This window comes from Candidatus Seribacter sulfatis (assembly GCF_964187635.1).
Classification (GTDB): Bacteria; Verrucomicrobiota; Verrucomicrobiia; order Opitutales; family Seribacteraceae; genus Seribacter; species Seribacter sulfatis.
In genome coordinates this window covers 16811-33349 of sequence record NZ_CAXLMO010000012.1, presented here as the reverse complement: position 1 = coordinate 33349, position 16539 = coordinate 16811, and the positions used below count along the sequence as shown (strand labels likewise).

Below are 16539 nucleotides of genomic sequence, written 5' to 3'. Positions count from 1 at the left end.
TTTCATGAATAGGCACGGACTTGATATACTTGTGCTCGATTTAAACCGTGAGTCTGGATTATTTCAATTTCAATCGCACGGGTTTTTACAGTTTCAAAAGAGTGGCGAGAAAATCCGAATTCATTATTAGTGACTTCCAACAGTTCTTCCCAATGACCAACATCATTCATGTAATATAGTTTATATTCTTTCACAATCGAGGGTACAATGGGACGTGCAAAAGATTGGGGTCGAGAGGGAAATAAAAATTCAAGAGTAGCATCCCAGATAATCTCGACTGAGGAGACATCCAGCGGTTCTTCCCAATGAAATTCGAGATACTCAGGAAAGCGAAAGTCAGTTTCTTCAGAGATCCATAAATTGGGTAAATGGTCTGGGCGTATTTTGTCATTTATCACATTTCCCACATCGTAAACATGCTGCTGAGGAAAAACTTCTAATGCAAGCGAACTGGAGAGGTGAGGGGAGTGAGGCAGACTCGGCAAATAGCGAGAGTATGGATTTAGAAAACCCGATTTACTTTCTTTAATAGACCGATGAAAAAGTAGCCCCACCGCGGTGTTTGATTGTTCGTAAAAAATAACTTTTTGATTGTTGGTGAATTCGATGAAATGCCACCCTTTTTTTGCAACAGGAGACTCCAATGCAATTTTCTCCCATCGTGCCCCGCCTTTTTTTATTTTTTGCGAACTGGAAACCAAACAACTTCCTGGCGTAGTACTTAAACTGGAGGAGCATTCAAGGAGACGGAATTCTACAGTACAGTCTTCACTGCTTTCTAAATACAAATAAATTTCATCAATCGAACTCGATGAAACGGGAAATTGAATCAATCCCTCGAGCGGGCAAGAATCGAGCTTCTCTGCGGTACTCTTTCCTACAAAACTGCCCAAGGTTGTAGAAGCGATGACCTTGGATTCGGGAACCAAGTTATCTGAATCTTCTATGGGCAAAAGACTGCAGTTATGATTAACCCGCATTAATCTTTTTTGTAGTGCATGAACGTTACCAACTTTGGCAACCGTTCGAGGAAGTCTATTTTTAGAAATACAAAATGCAGCACATACTCCCACAGCCTCACCCATCTGTGCTGAAGTAGGTGGATGTGAAAAACTTGCTGATGCGCGACTTGTTGCAGAAGAATGCTCTCCCGCGAAAAACAAGTTTTTGACCTTACTGGAATAAAGAGCACGTAATGGAATTTCAAAAGGTTGGGGGAGGGCGATCTTACCTCGAGGCGAGCATAAAAGAGAATCAGCTACATCAAGTGGAGCACGACCTAAAGCAACTGAATCATAAAAATGCTTCCCCGACTCCATGTCCTCAGGCGTAATGATATAATCTCCGGTTGCTCTAAAACCTTGAGAACTTAGGGTGAGCGGAGAAAAATCTTCCAAGAACCAATTTTGAGCTCGCTCAGCCATGGGAGAGCGATTTTTTAAATAATCCCATGCAGACCAGATTAAATCAGCAGAATTAACAGAGAGTTCGTTTTTTGCTTTGCCTAACCATTCCACATTATGGACTCCCTGGATTTGTTTATCTAAAGATTCGAGTAAATCAAGTTTCGCAGACTGATGGTTTTCCTCCCATTTTAAAGAAACCCAGGAGGGCAACTTAAAGGGAATCGGTTTCGCAGAGACTGTTAACTGCATACTGGCAGCAGCTCGAAATGTAACCGGAGTAGATGAGGCAGAAGATTTCTCGTATTCCCTTTTATCTAACCCTGTTTCTCCTGGAGCATTTGCCAATTGAGATAAAGTACCGTTTCCGGAACAGTCTATGAAGTAGGGTGCACGAAAAATGATACGGCCTCCACGCTGGCTAGATATGGCAATAATTGATTCGATTTTATCCCCTGCCGAATTTTTTTTCACCTCGAAAAGTTGGGTTTCTAAAAATAACTCGACTCTTTCCTGTTTCCTAATCCAACTAATCAATGCTCTTTCCTGACCACAATAATTACCTTCTTGGTTTTCCTGGTAAATAGTCGTTTTAATTTCATCTAAAATACCTGTCTCCCGTTGGTAAGCATAATTGGTCGTGCCTTCAAAATCATACGGAAATTGAATTTCTTTTCCTATTCTTCCACCAATACAAGACCTTGACTCGATCAAGCAAACAGTAGCACCCTCCCTGGACGCACTCACCGCAGCACAAATCCCTGCTAAACCGGAACCTATTACTACTAAATCACTTCTTTGCGATAATGTTTTCAAAATTTGTAATACAGCATTTCGTCATTTGTTTACGAGAATGCAAGAGTCGAATTCGTTAAGCAGATCTAATACCCGAAATTAAGCCTAGTTAATAGTTTGCAGCTAAAATGTTTGGTATTGTAAGGCACAGTTCATATTTGTAGTTTATTTGGAGTGTTTAAGCCCGCTTCATTTATTTGTTATCTCCCCACCATTTCTCTCGCCCAGAATGGTTTAAAACCGCTCGGATTTTATTGCGAGGCTTACGCTATCTGATATGAGAAATCTTTTTCCTAGATGGGTAAATACAATACCAGTAAAAGTTATTTTATCTTTGGGTATTATTGGAGGCACAGTAACCGCAGGCATTACTTACTATGCAACACCAAAATATACAAGAGTTGGGTATCAACCTACTCAACCGGTTTCTTACGACCACAGTTTTCATGCTGGTCAATTGGGTCTCGATTGTCGTTATTGCCATCACGGCGTTGATAAATCGTCACATGCCAACATCCCATCTGCTAATGTCTGTATGTCCTGCCATAAGAACATAAAAGCGGATTCCCCTTTACTCGCTCCAATTCGTGATTCTTATTTCGGAGAGGATGAAAATAAGGACGGCAAACTGTCCGAAGGGGAAGACCTAAATGATGATGGAATTTTAAACGAGGGACCCTCTGTACCATGGGTTCGAATACACAAGGCTCCAGATTATGTTTATTTCAATCATGCGATACATGTGAACCGCGGAGTGAGTTGCGTGGAATGTCATGGCAGAATTGACCAGATGGAAGTTGTCCATCACGACAAACCTCTCAGCATGGCATTTTGTTTAGAATGCCATCGAAACCCTGAGAAATCACTTCGCCCGATGAATGAAGTCACTAATCTAGCTTGGTCTATTGCATCGAAAGAGGAAGAAGATTCTCACATTACGCAATTTCACGCTGGACTGGATATCAAAAATAAATGGGGTGTTAATCCTCCCCTAAGCTGTACTGGATGCCACCGATGATTAAACAAGTGACCGAAGAAACCTTAGAGAACGGAAAGCGTTACTGGAAAAGTCTCGATGATCTAGCTTGCAAGCCAAGTTTTAAAAATTGGGTAGAAAGAGAATTCCCGGAAGGAGCTAGCATGCTCGAAGGCGTCCAAAGACGAGGATTCATGAAATTAATGGCCGCTTCGTTCGGTCTTGCAGGATTGGGTATGACAGGTTGTAGAAGACCAGAACATACTATATTGCCTTATGGTAAAAGTCCTGAGGAACTTATCCCCGGCGTACCCAATTACTACGCAACCTCAATGCCTAGTGCACAAGGTCACACACCATTAATTGTTGAAAGTCACGAAGGTCGTCCAACTAAAATCGAAGGAAACCCTAGTTACATCCCCAACGGTGGTGGTACTTCTATTTATGCACAAGCTAGCGTCTTAGATCTCTACGATCCCGACAGAAGCAAGTCTTCTCTTAAACGATCTAATGAAAATGAAGACTCTTGGGATGTCATTTCTTCGGATCAAGTCAAAGAAGATTTGGTTAACCTGATGAAAGAAGGTAAGGTCGCGATCCTTGCTGAAAAATCAAGTTCAACTGCAAGAAAAGCTCTTTCTGAGTTGTTAATTGAAAAGGGTGTTATTTGGACGGAACATGAAGCAATTGATCTCACTTCCCCCGAATACAAATTAGGTAATGCAATTGGAACAGATAGCGGTCTGCGATTGATTCCCAATTTGGGTAAGGCATCTCGTGTGTTATCATTGGATTGTGATTTCCTAGGAAACCGAGAACCATTTTCACTTGCGAATACCCGTGCGTTAATGAAAGGGAGGAAAGTTCTCTCTGCCAAGGACGCCAAAAAGATGAATCGTCTTTACAGCGTGGAGTCTGACCTGACGATTACGGGTGGAGTGGCAGATCACAGGTTACGCCTCGAATCTTCTCAGTTTATTGCATTTACTAACTTGCTTGCCGCAGAAATTTTCACAATCAGAAAAAGTGGATCTAAAGCCGAGATCACACGGCTTCAAGAAAGAGGTAATGTATTAAAAACCCATGCAAAATGGATCAGGGAGTGTGCGGTTGATCTATGTTCCAAGCACAAATCAAGTGTTATTTTACCCGGCGGTCATTTACCCGCAGAAGTTCATTTACTTTGTTATGCTATCAACCAAGCACTAGGTTGTATCGGGCGAACGGTGCAATATCAGGTTACTGATAAACCAGCCTCAAACTTGTTGTCGCTACAGCAAGCAATTGGTAAAGATAATGTAAAAACACTTATATTTTTAGGTGGCAACCCTGTTCACAATTCAAGCTCATTGGACTGGGGAAATTTATCAGATAAGATTTCAAATAAAATCCACCTCGGTGATTCGGTTAATGAAACTACTTCTATTTGCGATTATCATATTGGTCAGTCCCATTATTTAGAATCTTGGGATGAAGGAGAGACATGGGATGGAACCGGAATTGTTCCTGTTCAACCCTTGCTTGCTCCCCTTTTTGAAACGATGGCAGATTTGGAGTTACTCCAATTGTTGTTAGGTTCTTCTCAAAATACCCATGACTTTGTAAAATCTCTCCAAGAAAAACGCTCTTCTACTGATTCTTATGAAGATTTCTTAAGACTAGGTGTTGAAAAACAAATTCCAACTTACTATTCGAAGGAAATTCCGCTTTCAGAATTAAGTAAATATAAAGAACAGATACCAAAACCCCCCACTTTAGATAATCTAGAAGTCTTACTGATCCCAGATTTTCATGCATGGGACGGTCGTTACGCAAACAATGGTTGGATGCAGGAATGTCCTGACCCTATTTCCAAATTGACTTGGGATAATGCACTTTTAATAAGCCCAGCATTAGCCAAGACCCTTGAGGAAAAATATCCGTCCTTAGGTCTTATTCCCGAACCGACGATGCTAAACAAGAATGGTGAAATTGCACCGGATGCGGCTAACTTCGATCATGGTAAACAAAAAGCACCTATTGTTACACTCTCAATAAGTGAAAATCAAACCATTGAAGGCCCTCTTTATGTTCAACCTGGTTTAGCTGATTGTAGTATTATTGCAACTCTTGGACTTGGTAGGACAGAAGTTGGTCGAGTAGGCAATGGGACTGGATATAATGCCTATCCTCTACTCGGTAATAATTTCGACCGAATCGTATCCAATGTTTCCATTGAACCTACAGGTGAATTTGAAACACTCGCAAATGTGCAAGAACATTGGTCCATGGAAGGAAGAGCAATTGTACGAGAGGGGAACGCAGAGGAGTATATTTCAGACGAAGCATTTGCCTCTCACATGGGAGCTGAATCCCATTCACCAAAAATTTGGGGAAAAGACCAAGAGGCTGATCTTAAATTTAAAGCTCAAACTACTCCTCGGGGAAATTCTTCTTATGAACACCCGGATCATAATTACGAGAAATCTGAAACCCCCGGTTTACACCAGTGGGGTATGGCAATCGATTTAAATCAATGCACAGGTTGTAGTGCCTGCGTCGTTGCATGCCAGAGTGAAAATAACATTCCAATTGTAGGAAAAGACCAAGTTTTGAGAGGTCGAGAAATGCATTGGATCAGGTTGGATCGATATTTTAGTTCAACAGCACGAGATGGGGCAGAATTACCGTCCGATGTTCAAGTTTCATTCCAAGGTGTTGCCTGCATGCATTGTGAAACCGCACCATGCGAAACAGTATGCCCCGTAAATGCAACTGTGCATGATGAAGAAGGTCTTAATGCAATGGCTTACAACCGATGCGTCGGTACCCGCTATTGTGCGAATAATTGTCCTTACAAGGTGAGAAGGTTTAACTTCTTCGATTGGAATAAACGCCAAACCGATGAACTGTATAAAGGACCTTTGGGTAAGAAAAATGACCCACTTCCAGATATGGGCAAAAATCCAGATGTCACCGTCCGTATGCGCGGAGTCATGGAAAAGTGTACCTATTGTGTGCAAAGAATTCAGGAATCCAAAATCCAAGTTAAAGTAAAAGCACAAAGAAATGCTTTGCTGAGCACGGGTAAAGATGGGGCAGATATTGAACTGAGCAATGAAGATATTAAAGTTCCTGATGGAACCATCAAAACTGCCTGTCAACAGGTTTGCCCGTCTGACAGTATATCATTTGGTGATTTATCAGATCCTGAAAGTGAAGTTAGTAAACTCAAGAATAACCCTCGCGATTATTCTGTGCTTGGATACCTAAACACTCGTCCAAGAACTACTTTCTTAGCGAAAGTCCGTAACCCGAACCACAGCATGCCAGATTTTGCATCTTCTCCACATGCCGCTCGGGAATACCATGACAAAGCACATCCAACCCACCACGAAGAGGGTGATCATGATAACCATGCCAAAGAAGGAGAAAAGCATTAATGTCTTCTAAGGTAACAGATCAGGCGGATGTAATTTCACCCGAATTGATGAAAAAAGTGAACCCTGCAAAGTGGGAAGAGGTTCCACTTGTGCTCAATAAAAGAAATTTTCATTGGGTAACAGAGAAAATTTGTGGAATTGTCGAACAGAAGACACCTACCTGGTGGTGGTGGTGTTTTATTACTGCAATGGGCATTGCAAGTTTCACCGGATTGGGACTCGTTTATTTAGTCTCAACAGGCGTAGGTGTTTGGGGAAATAGCAATCCTGTTAATTGGGGTTGGGCAATTGTGAATTTTGTATTTTGGATTGGTATTGGACATGCCGGCACCCTGATTTCTGCTATATTATGCCTTCTTAAGCAAAAATGGAGAACATCCATTAATCGTGCATCAGAGGCAATGACTGTATTTGCAGTAATGTGTGCCGGTATTTTCCCACTGTTTCATGTGGGGCGTGTTTGGTTTGCGTGGTGGTTATTCCCTCTTCCCAACGCGAATGCTATTTGGCCACAGTTTCGAAGTCCCTTAGAATGGGATGTTTTCGCAGTATCCACTTACTTTACAGTTTCCATATTGTTTTGGTACATGGGCATGATACCGGACTTAGCGGTTCTGAGAGATCGTGCTAAAGAAACTTGGCGGAAGTATTTTTACGGTGTACTTGCTATGGGTTGGCGAAATGCGAACAACCATTGGCGCAATTTTGAAATGGCCTATCTACTTTTGGCTGGACTTTCAACCCCTTTAGTACTTTCCGTCCATACAATCGTTTCTTTTGATTTCGCCGTTGCAAATCTTCCCGGGTGGCATACTACGATTTTCCCACCTTATTTTGTGGCAGGGGCTATATTTTCTGGATTTGGAATGGTTCTTACTCTATTACTGCCATTACGAGCAATTTTCCGACTTCATGACCTCATTACCGAGAAGCATATTGATAATATGTGTAAGATCATATTGGCGACTGGAAGCATGGTGGGCTATGCCTACTCGATGGAATTCTTTATTGCTTGGTATGGTGCTAATTCATACGAAGGGTTTGCATTTATCAATCGTGCATTCGGGAATTACTGGTGGGCTTATTGGATAATGGTATCCTGTAATGTAATCTGTCCGCAATTATTTTGGTTCAAATCAATCAAGAATAATATTCCGCTTGTCTGGATCATATCTATTTTTGTTAATGTGGGAATGTGGTTTGAGCGTTTTGTAATCGCAAATACTACTCTTTCTCGGGATTTTCTCCCATCTAGTTGGGGGTATTATTCTCCAACTGTTGTCGACATCTTTACCTTCTTTGGTACATTCGGTTTCTTTTCTATTCTGTTTTTGCTATTTTTGAGATTTTTACCACTAATGCCAATGGCAGAAGTTAAATCAGTTATGCCCGCAGCAGACCCTCATGGAGGGAAACATTAGAATCTAAAATGAGTAAGCTAATGGACATTAAATACGGCGTTGCTGCTACTTTTAATTCTGCAAAAGACATATACGATGCTGCCGGCAAAGTACGTGAAGAAGGCTTCAAGAATTGGGAATGCTATACCCCCATTCCGGTTCATGGTTTAGATGCACAAATGGGTGTGGGGCGTTCAAAAGTTCCCTGCTTTACTCTTGCAGGTGGAATTACAGGTTTTTTTACCGGGACTTTACTTGTGTGGTTCATGAATTACTACGATTATCCTCTGATTGTTGGTGGTAAACCATACTTCAGTATGATCTATCCATTCCCTGTGTTTTATGAACTCACTATTTTGTTTGCTGCATTTGGTACACTTTTTGGAATGTTTTTCTTAAATCGATTACCACAACACAATCATCCTATTTTTGAACATCCATCTTTCGGAAGAACTGGAGATGATAAATATATGATTGTTATCGAAATTGAAGACCCTAAATTTGATGATGAAGAAACTCCTGAATTTTTGAAGACTGTGGGTGGTAAATCGATCACTATGATTCGTGAATCAATTGAGTAAAAAATGAGATATTTTATACCAGTATTTATCATCATTGCTGCAAGCATCGTGTCCATTATGGGATTCCGGGGCGACTTGACAGAAAATACTCCAATCGAAGTATTTCCTGACATGGACAGGCAAGCTAAATACAAGTCACAAACCAAAAATCCTTTTTTTGGGGACAATCGGGCCGATCGTTTACCTGTTATTGGTACTGCCATTCGTGGTAACTTAATTACTCAAAACAATGTTTTTTCTGCTACACCTAAGTTTCTCAGTGATTCGATCAAAACTGGTAAGGATTCAAATGGGAAATGGCTCAGTAAAATACCGAATGAATTAGGTATTAATATCGATTTGATGCGTTTGGGAAGAGAGAAATATGATATTCACTGTTCTGTTTGCCACGGCGATTATGGAGATGGAAAAGGAGTCACCTCTTATTTTGGGTTAGCACCGCGTAACCTGTCAGATTCATCTCAATCCGGATCTTACTTAGAATCAGCAGCACCATGGTCGGACGGACAAATCTACAATGCAATTGCAATGGGTTCTGCTTCCGGAATAATGCTTGGACTGAAAGACAAACTCACTCCTCGTGAGCGATGGGCAATTGTACTATACTTACGAGCACTACAAAGCTATGTGAGCGATGCTACCAATGGAATTGATAAGAAATCATGAGTGAGGTTGCCAAAAAAGATACTGATTTAAAATTACTTGCCGGTGCTGTTCTTGGATTAGCAATTGGTTTAGTTGGATTATTCTTGGGACTTTCAAGCGGTGATAAAGCACCCTTCCTTGGATGGTTATGGGGTTGCTCGTTTTGGCTAAGCATTGCAATTGGGATGTTAATGTTAGTCATGATTTTCAGAGTTTTTAATTCGAGATGGACACCAGTGGTAAGGAGACAATTGGAGCATGGACTTGCGGCTTTTCCGTGGTTAGGTCTTTGCTTTGCTCCTCTATTACTTGTGGCTTTATTTGGGGGAGATAACGCTGGCATTTTATGGTCTTGGATCAACCCAGATAGTCCAACAGTTGATGGTATAACTGTTGCAACAGATGTTCTCCATCAAAAGAAAGCGGGCTATTTGAACCTTTATTTTTTTAGTTTGCGGATCATTTTATACTTCGCAGTTTTTTGCGGTCTTAGCCATTGGATGAGAAAAGTTTCATTTACACAAGACCAGGATGGTGACCCAAAATGGTCACATCTCGGTATGAAAGTCTCAGCGATAGGTATTCCCGCTACGGCATTGGCTCTCACCTTTGGTGCTTTTGACATGTTCATGAGTTTAGAATATCAATGGTTCTCCACAATGTATGGAGTTTGGTTTTTTTCATCGGGAATGAGATCTGCACTCGCAATCACCATCTTGGGATGCCTTTTCCTTCTCAAAAAGGGTACCCTCACCGGTATTTACAAACAGGCCCATCAATATGATCTAGCCTGTCTTTCCTTAGCATTTACCGTTTTTTGGGCATATATTAGCTTTTCTCAATATTTCTTGATCTACAGTGCGAACATTCCAGAAGAAACATTTTGGTATAATATTAGAGAAATTAACCCCAATACAGGAGAAACTTCAGCTTGGTTTTGGGTAAGCATGGGATTAATTTTTGGACACTTTTTCTTTCCTTTTCTCTACTTACTTTTCTACAAGAATAAAATCAACGGGGGTCGAATTGCTTTTATTGCACTTTGGATATTAGCTTTTCATCTGCTTGACCTGTACTGGAACATTATTCCGGGGCGTGAGATTGTTCCTGGTGCATATGTCGGATACGAAGCCCGTCCTGTACTTGGATTCCATTTATTTTGGGGGATTTCCACCCTAATAGGGGTTGGATGTTTATGTGTGCGTGCCGTACGACAAAGCTTCAATTCAAACGTTGCTGAGTTAATTCCCGTGAGAGACCCAAGAATTTTAGACTCTTTAAACCATCATGAGTGATCCTAAATTACAGCGTGCAGATGGATGTAGTGTGTTTTTCTCACTTATCATTGGTATCATTTTGGTATCAGCTTATTTTTTATTTCAAGTGTATTTTAATGAGGAAAATAATGTTGAATCCCAAAGTATGATTTCGGACCAAAGAAGTAAAAAAATCATGGAGTTCAAAAATGATTCTAATATTTTTGAATCAAAAATTATTAATTTCCATAACGAAAAAAATTCTAGCCTCGAATCAGCAATGCAAAAAGTTACTGAATCTTACCGTCCCAAACCAAACAAAGACCAATAATCCAAAAGTGAAACTTACTGACGAACAAGTGATAGACAAGTCCGCAAAATGGGTGGTTTCTTTCTTTATTGCCTCTGCCGGTTTGTGGTTACTTGCCGCCGCACTCCTCGCTTACATTGCCGCTGCTAAATTAACAGATCCTTTTTTTCTTTCATCTTTCGAATACTTCACTTACGGAAAAGTGAAAATAGCTCAAGCAAATGCCTTTGTTTATGGTTGGGGTGGAAATTCAATTTTTGCAATAAGCATATGGATTATTGCTAGATTATCCCAAGCTGAGGTTAGAGGACGAGTATTGCTTATTACATCAGGAGTATTATGGAATCTCGGAATAACATTTGGCCTCCTTGGTATTTTGGATGGACACATGAATTCTCATGAAATGCTTGAAATGCCTAATGAGGTTTGGCCACTACTTTTTATCTCATACGCAATCATTACTTGCTTGATTATTGTGCTCCACCGCTCTCGTAAATACCCAGACACGATTGCACCCCAGTGGTTCATACTTGCTGCCATCTTGTGGTTCCCTGCACTTTTCTTAATCGCTTGGAATGGTCTTGAAATTAATCCTTCACCAGGAACGGTTCAGAGTGTTCTTTCAATGTGGTTTGGACAAAATTTAATTTGGCTTTGGCTCACGCCTTTTGCTCTCGGTGTAGCTTATTACATAATTCCTTCGATTATTGGTAAGCCAATCGATAAGTATTATTTAGCAATTTTTGGGTTTTGGTGTATAGCAACTCTTGCCCCTTGGTCTGTCGTGCATCACTTAGAAGGTGGACCTGTACCAATGTGGATACCTGCTATTGGTACAGTTATGAGCATTGCAATGATTTTCCCCATAGCAGTTGCCTCAACAAATTTTCATGCCACTGCATTTAAAGATATAGATAAAGTATGGAGTAGTTTACCCCTTAGATTTGTTATTTTCGGTACTCTCTCATATACAATATCAAGTTACATTGGGGTTATCTTTTCGCTTCCTTCAGTAGCCAAATTGACCCAATTTTCTATCATTAATGAGTTTCATTTCAATCAACGCGTTTATGGATTTTTCAGTATGATTGTTTTTGGTGCGGTGTACCACATGCTTCCCAAAATTACAGGAAAAGAAATTACCAAATCTGCAAAATCATTCCATTTTTGGACTTCAGCCTTGGGTGTCATGATGCTGTTACTGGCTTATCTAATTGGTGGTTTAACTCATGGTGTTTTGGCCCAACAACCTGCTCTTGACTGGACAAACTCTGTTATTGCTTCAATTCAACCCTATTTTCTAATCACCGAAATTTCATTTATCATACTAGGCTTTTCACAATTGGTGTTTGTAATCAATATTTGGAAGGTTCTTGTTCCTAACCCTTTTGAAAATACGGGAAGAAGTAAAAAGTTTGTATCTAAGGCTTCTACAGTATGAATAATATTTTTAAATTTTCATTTGGAATTTTCACCACACTCGCAGTTGCTTGGCTTGCCTTTGTAGTAGGTGCTCGCAAGCAATTTGGAGATTTGTCTCCGACTTCTTCTGTTTTAAACGAGGATGGAAATATACCAGAGGATTCTGATTTATATCCTGTTGCGTTTTCTGGTGTTGCTCAACAAGGTGCCGTCGAATATCTATCTCTTGGTTGTGCCACATGCCATACTCAACAAGTCCGATTAGTTGAAGCTGGTTTTGATGTGGAAAGAGGATGGGGAAAAAGACCTTCGGTCGCGAGAGATTATATTTTGCAGAATGAAGTAAACATAGGAAATACTAGAGTAGGTCCTGATTTAGCGAACCTAGGAATGAGAGAATATTCGGATGAATGGTTGCACCAACACCTTTTCGAACCACAATCTTTAAACGAAAAATCAATTTGTCCGCCGAGCCCATTTCTCTATGACATTAAGGACTCTAATGTATCTGGCTCTATACAAATTATCTCAGAAGATAACAGAACAAGACTCGTAAAACCACGAATTAAAGCAAATCGTATTGTAGCTTACCTTCAAGAACTTCGTCAAGATTATGAATTGCCTGAGATGAGTTTCGTGGAGGAGGAGGAATCGGATGCATCGGAACTTGTTGTAGTCCCAACGACCTCAACTCAATTACCGACCTGGTTAGCGGACCAAATTTCATCCGGAAAAGAAATTTACACAAAAGTCGGTCCAGGCGGGGGAGGGTGTGTATCCTGCCATCAACCCACTGGTTTAGGTCTACCAGGTGCATTCCCTCCACTTGCAGATTCTGACTGGGTGCTCGGTGATAAGGAAAGAATAATTAAAATTAGCATGCATGGTTTAATGGGAGAAATTGAAGTTAATGGTGATAAATACAATGGTGTTATGATAGCCCCGGGAGTACCACCAGGTTCTTTAACAGACCAGCAAATTGCTGATGTACTGACATACATTAGAAATGATTGGGGTAATTCTGCATCTGCTGTAAGCCCAGAGGAAGTAGCTAATGTAAGGGACTTCGTCAAAGATCGGGGACAAATGCAAATGTGGACTGCTGCAGAACTAAATTCCGATAAATGAGTAATAAGACAAAAAAAAGCTTAGAAGATAGTAATGTAATGAATGATGATGATATGGTTGAAGTTCATTCGGAACTTAATCGTGAAAAACATCCCCCCACTCAGGGTTTCCTTATCGCACCCCTTATTTTCGTATTTATGTTTGGGTGCTTGATCTTTGTTTGTTCGATACAATTAGCACATTCAACAAATGGTTTTCAAATTCACCCTCCACAAGAAATTGTAGAATTATCGGATGAAGAAAAGGAAACTCAGAGATTAGAAAGAAAATATGACTCCGGTAAAAAGATTTTTGCTCTTCGATGTGCTTCTTGTCACCAAGCAAATGGTCTTGGTATTCCAAATCAATATCCTCCATTAGCAGATTCAGAATGGGTTTCTGCAAATCCGGCTTTAATCACTAAGATCATTTTAAAGGGATTAAAAGGAGAAATTACTGTTAAAGGTGAAAAATACGGCACATCTGCTGCAGTCAATATGGCAGCGGTTCCTATTGACGACAGAGAAATTGCTAATGTGGTAACTTATGTTAGGCAGGCTTGGGGAAATGACTTTGGGGAAATGACAACGGATGAAGTAGCAACGATCAGATCAGACACCGTTGATCAAAAAGATCAATGGATTGGCGAAGCTCTTCAGTCCATTTATCTGACAAGTTCCTCCAAAAATTAGAACTAAATTTTATAAGATTCAAATTCATTCTGATTGAGTATTAGTAACTTTAGGTTTAACCTGCAAAATTGAGTTCTTTTACTAGTATAACACGTTTTATTATCTTCCTTGTGTTGATTTCCTATTCCTTGGCAGTCTATGGAGATAGAAAAAAATTATTTCACTCGGAGGAAGATATCGAAACCTACTTTCCTGTTTTAAAAGTAATTTTTCAGAGTTTGGATGACAATGCACCCTTGATTAGTGAATCTAAACAACTGGGCAAGGTAGCGAATTCAAATAAAATGGTTGCTGAATCAGCAAAAGGTTTATCAGTTAACTTGAATGTAAGTGGATATTCAATCCATGAAAATCGACCGGGACAAGCTTATGATCAAAGCTATCGAACAGTTGGTTCAATTTATGTTAAAAAACCAGTTTATCATTGGGGAGGATTGAAGGCAAAGAGTCGAATCGCAGAACTGTCAGCCGAATATGGTGTTAAGAAAACTAACGCGATAAAATCTAATTTAATTTCGCAGATAAAATCAGAGTTTATGGAACTTGTGCTTTTGAATTTTCAATTAAAACTTGCTAAAGATGCACTCTCCCTAAGCGAACAGAATGAAGAAGACTTAATCAAAAGAAAAGAATTAGGCTTCGCTACCGAATTAATGGTCAGTCAAGCAACAATAGAAAAGCTAGAACAATCTATTAAAATTGCCGAATTTAATCGTCTTTTAATATCCAAAAAAGCGTACTTCAAACATGATACAGGCTACTACAATGAAATAGTAATTGATATCCCGGAGAAATTTGAAAGCTTCTACAATAAACATGAGTTTGGGAAAAGAATTCCACAACTGGTCGGTTCTATTTCATCTGAAAATCTTGAAGAACTTAAAAGTCAAATAAGCATAGAAAAAGAAAATGTTAAAATAGCAGATTCGAATCTCAAACCAAAAGTTAACTTAGTCGGTGGATTCTATCAGGATCAGATTGACCTGCCAAACAAAGCAGATTCCGTAAGACGAAATAACTTACTTATAGGTGTTGAGGCTAACTGGGCACTTTGGGATTCTTCCTACACTAAGGGAATGAAATCACTGGCATTAGCAAAAAAACGCCAGTTTGAAATCCAACTTGAAAGTAATACTAAAAGACTTCGGTTGGAAATGAATAGTCTCCAAGCACAAATGTTTAACCTGGCAAAACAAATTGATATTGCCAGGCAACTTGTTTCAACTGCAAACAACCGGTTTGAAAAAAGCCAACTTGAATTTGATATTAATCAAATAACATATGTCAGCTATTTTTCCTCAAAACTTGATCTTTCCAAAGCTAGGTTAAGTCTAATACAAACAGTCTTTTCCTATTTTCAGGTAAAAGAAAAATACGAATTCCATCTACAATATCCGAAATGATTAAAATAAAATCGATAGTTATTATAGGTATATTGTTAGGAATCGCAGGTTTTAGTTTTTTTATCGTGTCTAAGGGGGAGAGATTGCTCTGTGCTAAAGTAATTAAAGGAACGATGAAAGATTCAGTTACTGGAAATATTCAAATTCTGGCAGAGCAGACTTTTCAATTAAAATCTCATGCCCAAGGTGTAGTGCAATTCGTTGCCATAAAGCCCCTAAGCAAAGCGATTCCGGTTGTTAAAGGACAGATTCTTGTTCAATTGGACATAAGTGATTTAAATCGTAGCCTTAAAAAAGCTTTAATGGAAAAAAATCATTTCGAGCAGAGAATTAATGAAGGTTCCATATTCGCAAATACCTTAGAAATTGAGAAAGAGGAACTGAATGCATCAACCGCACTTTTTAATGCAGAAAAAATAACCTTAGCTGAACTAAAAAGGAAAAAGAATATTGTAACTCGTTTAGAAATTGAAGTTGAACAAGAAAAAATTTCAGATAGCGAGAAACTAATTAATCATTCAATTAGAATCGAAGATTTAAAAGCTCAAATTAAAAAGATGACCATTAGAAGTCCTATCGATGGTCAATTGATAAATTCTAATGTGTCAGGAGGGGAGTTAATTTCTTTTGGCTATAATTTGGGAACCATAATCTCAAATGAACGGCTAATCGAAGCATCGTTAGATGAGGATGATTTTGTGGGAATTAAAGAGGGTTTAACTGCTGCAGTATCTCTGTTTTCAAGGGGTAATCAAATCATAGAGGCAAAGGTTTCCAGACTTTCCCCGACAGTAAATGCTTCCACAGGAAGAAGACTTCTCTATCTTGAGCCTCTGCAATCAACTCAAATGGTTCAACCGGGTATGTCTGGAAGAGTTGAAATAATAAAAAGTAAAAAAGAAGATCGTTTACTTCTTCCCAGTAAGTCCTTGATCGGTAATTCTGTTTTTGTGGTAAGGGAAGGAAAAGCGTTTATAAGATCGGTAAAGATTGGTGCTAGAAACTTAAAAAGTATAGAGATTTTGGAAGGACTAAAAGTCGGTGATATTGTAGTATATGAGACACCGCATATTTTAAACGACGGGCAAAAGGTAAAGCCAATTCTAACCAATCATATCCATTAAAGA

Annotated in this window: 13 protein-coding genes; 12 read left to right on the top strand and 1 reads right to left on the bottom strand. The window is 39.6% G+C overall.

Annotated features, from left to right (window positions below):
• Positions 1-2 precede the first annotated feature (2 nt).
• Positions 3-2219 carry an FAD-dependent oxidoreductase gene (locus tag ACKPQ5_RS01460; protein ID WP_407677314.1) on the bottom strand — a complete coding sequence of 739 codons (2217 nt, stop codon included), beginning with the start codon at positions 2217-2219 and terminating at the stop codon, positions 3-5.
• A 256-nt stretch (positions 2220-2475) separates the two neighbouring features.
• Here ACKPQ5_RS01460 and ACKPQ5_RS01455 point away from each other — a divergent pair, with 256 nt between their 5' ends.
• The 12 genes from ACKPQ5_RS01455 (at position 2476) to ACKPQ5_RS01400 (ending at position 16536) form a co-directional block, all read left to right on the top strand.
• Positions 2476-3216, top strand: a complete 741-nt coding sequence (locus ACKPQ5_RS01455; protein ID WP_407677313.1) for a cytochrome c3 family protein — start codon at positions 2476-2478, stop codon at positions 3214-3216.
• The gene (locus tag ACKPQ5_RS01450) at positions 3213-6596 is read left to right on the top strand and encodes a TAT-variant-translocated molybdopterin oxidoreductase (protein WP_407677312.1); all 3384 of its coding nucleotides are present in this window, start codon (positions 3213-3215) and stop codon (positions 6594-6596) included. Before ACKPQ5_RS01455 ends, ACKPQ5_RS01450 begins: the two co-directional genes overlap by 4 nt.
• Positions 6596-8017, top strand: a complete 1422-nt coding sequence (nrfD, locus tag ACKPQ5_RS01445; RefSeq protein WP_407677311.1) for an NrfD/PsrC family molybdoenzyme membrane anchor subunit — start codon at positions 6596-6598, stop codon at positions 8015-8017. The genes ACKPQ5_RS01450 and nrfD overlap by 1 nt, the downstream gene beginning before the upstream one ends.
• Before the next feature lie 8 nt (positions 8018-8025).
• Positions 8026-8577 (top strand): DUF3341 domain-containing protein, encoded by a 552-nt coding sequence (locus ACKPQ5_RS01440; RefSeq protein ID WP_407677310.1) that lies wholly within the window; start codon positions 8026-8028, stop codon positions 8575-8577.
• Between the two features lie 3 nt (positions 8578-8580).
• On the top strand, positions 8581-9243 hold the full coding sequence (locus tag ACKPQ5_RS01435; RefSeq protein ID WP_407677309.1) for a c-type cytochrome: 663 nt from the start codon (positions 8581-8583) through the stop codon (positions 9241-9243).
• Complete coding sequence (locus ACKPQ5_RS01430) at positions 9240-10517, top strand: hypothetical protein (protein WP_407677308.1); 1278 nt, start codon at positions 9240-9242, stop codon at positions 10515-10517. Before ACKPQ5_RS01435 ends, ACKPQ5_RS01430 begins: the two co-directional genes overlap by 4 nt.
• The gene (locus ACKPQ5_RS01425; protein WP_407677307.1) at positions 10510-10809 is read left to right on the top strand and encodes a hypothetical protein; all 300 of its coding nucleotides are present in this window, start codon (positions 10510-10512) and stop codon (positions 10807-10809) included. The genes ACKPQ5_RS01430 and ACKPQ5_RS01425 overlap by 8 nt, the downstream gene beginning before the upstream one ends.
• Positions 10810-10816: 7 nt before the next feature.
• Positions 10817-12229 (top strand): cbb3-type cytochrome c oxidase subunit I, encoded by a 1413-nt coding sequence (locus ACKPQ5_RS01420; protein WP_407677306.1) that lies wholly within the window; start codon positions 10817-10819, stop codon positions 12227-12229.
• Positions 12226-13338, top strand: coding sequence for a cbb3-type cytochrome c oxidase subunit II (locus ACKPQ5_RS01415; protein WP_407677305.1), 1113 nt, complete (start codon positions 12226-12228; stop codon positions 13336-13338). The genes ACKPQ5_RS01420 and ACKPQ5_RS01415 overlap by 4 nt, the downstream gene beginning before the upstream one ends.
• Positions 13335-14009: a c-type cytochrome gene (locus ACKPQ5_RS01410; RefSeq protein WP_407677304.1), complete on the top strand. Its 675-nt coding sequence runs from the start codon at positions 13335-13337 to the stop codon at positions 14007-14009. The genes ACKPQ5_RS01415 and ACKPQ5_RS01410 overlap by 4 nt, the downstream gene beginning before the upstream one ends.
• A gap of 128 nt (positions 14010-14137) precedes the next feature.
• On the top strand, positions 14138-15412 hold the full coding sequence (locus tag ACKPQ5_RS01405; protein WP_407677303.1) for a TolC family protein: 1275 nt from the start codon (positions 14138-14140) through the stop codon (positions 15410-15412).
• Complete coding sequence (locus tag ACKPQ5_RS01400) at positions 15409-16536, top strand: efflux RND transporter periplasmic adaptor subunit (protein ID WP_407677302.1); 1128 nt, start codon at positions 15409-15411, stop codon at positions 16534-16536. The genes ACKPQ5_RS01405 and ACKPQ5_RS01400 overlap by 4 nt, the downstream gene beginning before the upstream one ends.
• Positions 16537-16539 lie beyond the last annotated feature (3 nt).

Coding starts and splice junctions, on each gene's coding strand:
- ACKPQ5_RS01450 (WP_407677312.1), top strand. CDS start 3,213: ATGATTAAACAAGTGACCGAAGAAACCTTAGAGAACGGAAAGCGTTAC.
- ACKPQ5_RS01425 (WP_407677307.1), top strand. CDS start 10,510: ATGAGTGATCCTAAATTACAGCGTGCAGATGGATGTAGTGTGTTTTTC.
- ACKPQ5_RS01415 (WP_407677305.1), top strand. CDS start 12,226: ATGAATAATATTTTTAAATTTTCATTTGGAATTTTCACCACACTCGCA.
- ACKPQ5_RS01435 (WP_407677309.1), top strand. CDS start 8,581: ATGAGATATTTTATACCAGTATTTATCATCATTGCTGCAAGCATCGTG.
- ACKPQ5_RS01440 (WP_407677310.1), top strand. CDS start 8,026: ATGAGTAAGCTAATGGACATTAAATACGGCGTTGCTGCTACTTTTAAT.
- ACKPQ5_RS01400 (WP_407677302.1), top strand. CDS start 15,409: ATGATTAAAATAAAATCGATAGTTATTATAGGTATATTGTTAGGAATC.
- ACKPQ5_RS01410 (WP_407677304.1), top strand. CDS start 13,335: ATGAGTAATAAGACAAAAAAAAGCTTAGAAGATAGTAATGTAATGAAT.
- ACKPQ5_RS01430 (WP_407677308.1), top strand. CDS start 9,240: ATGAGTGAGGTTGCCAAAAAAGATACTGATTTAAAATTACTTGCCGGT.
- ACKPQ5_RS01455 (WP_407677313.1), top strand. CDS start 2,476: ATGAGAAATCTTTTTCCTAGATGGGTAAATACAATACCAGTAAAAGTT.
- nrfD (WP_407677311.1), top strand. CDS start 6,596: ATGTCTTCTAAGGTAACAGATCAGGCGGATGTAATTTCACCCGAATTG.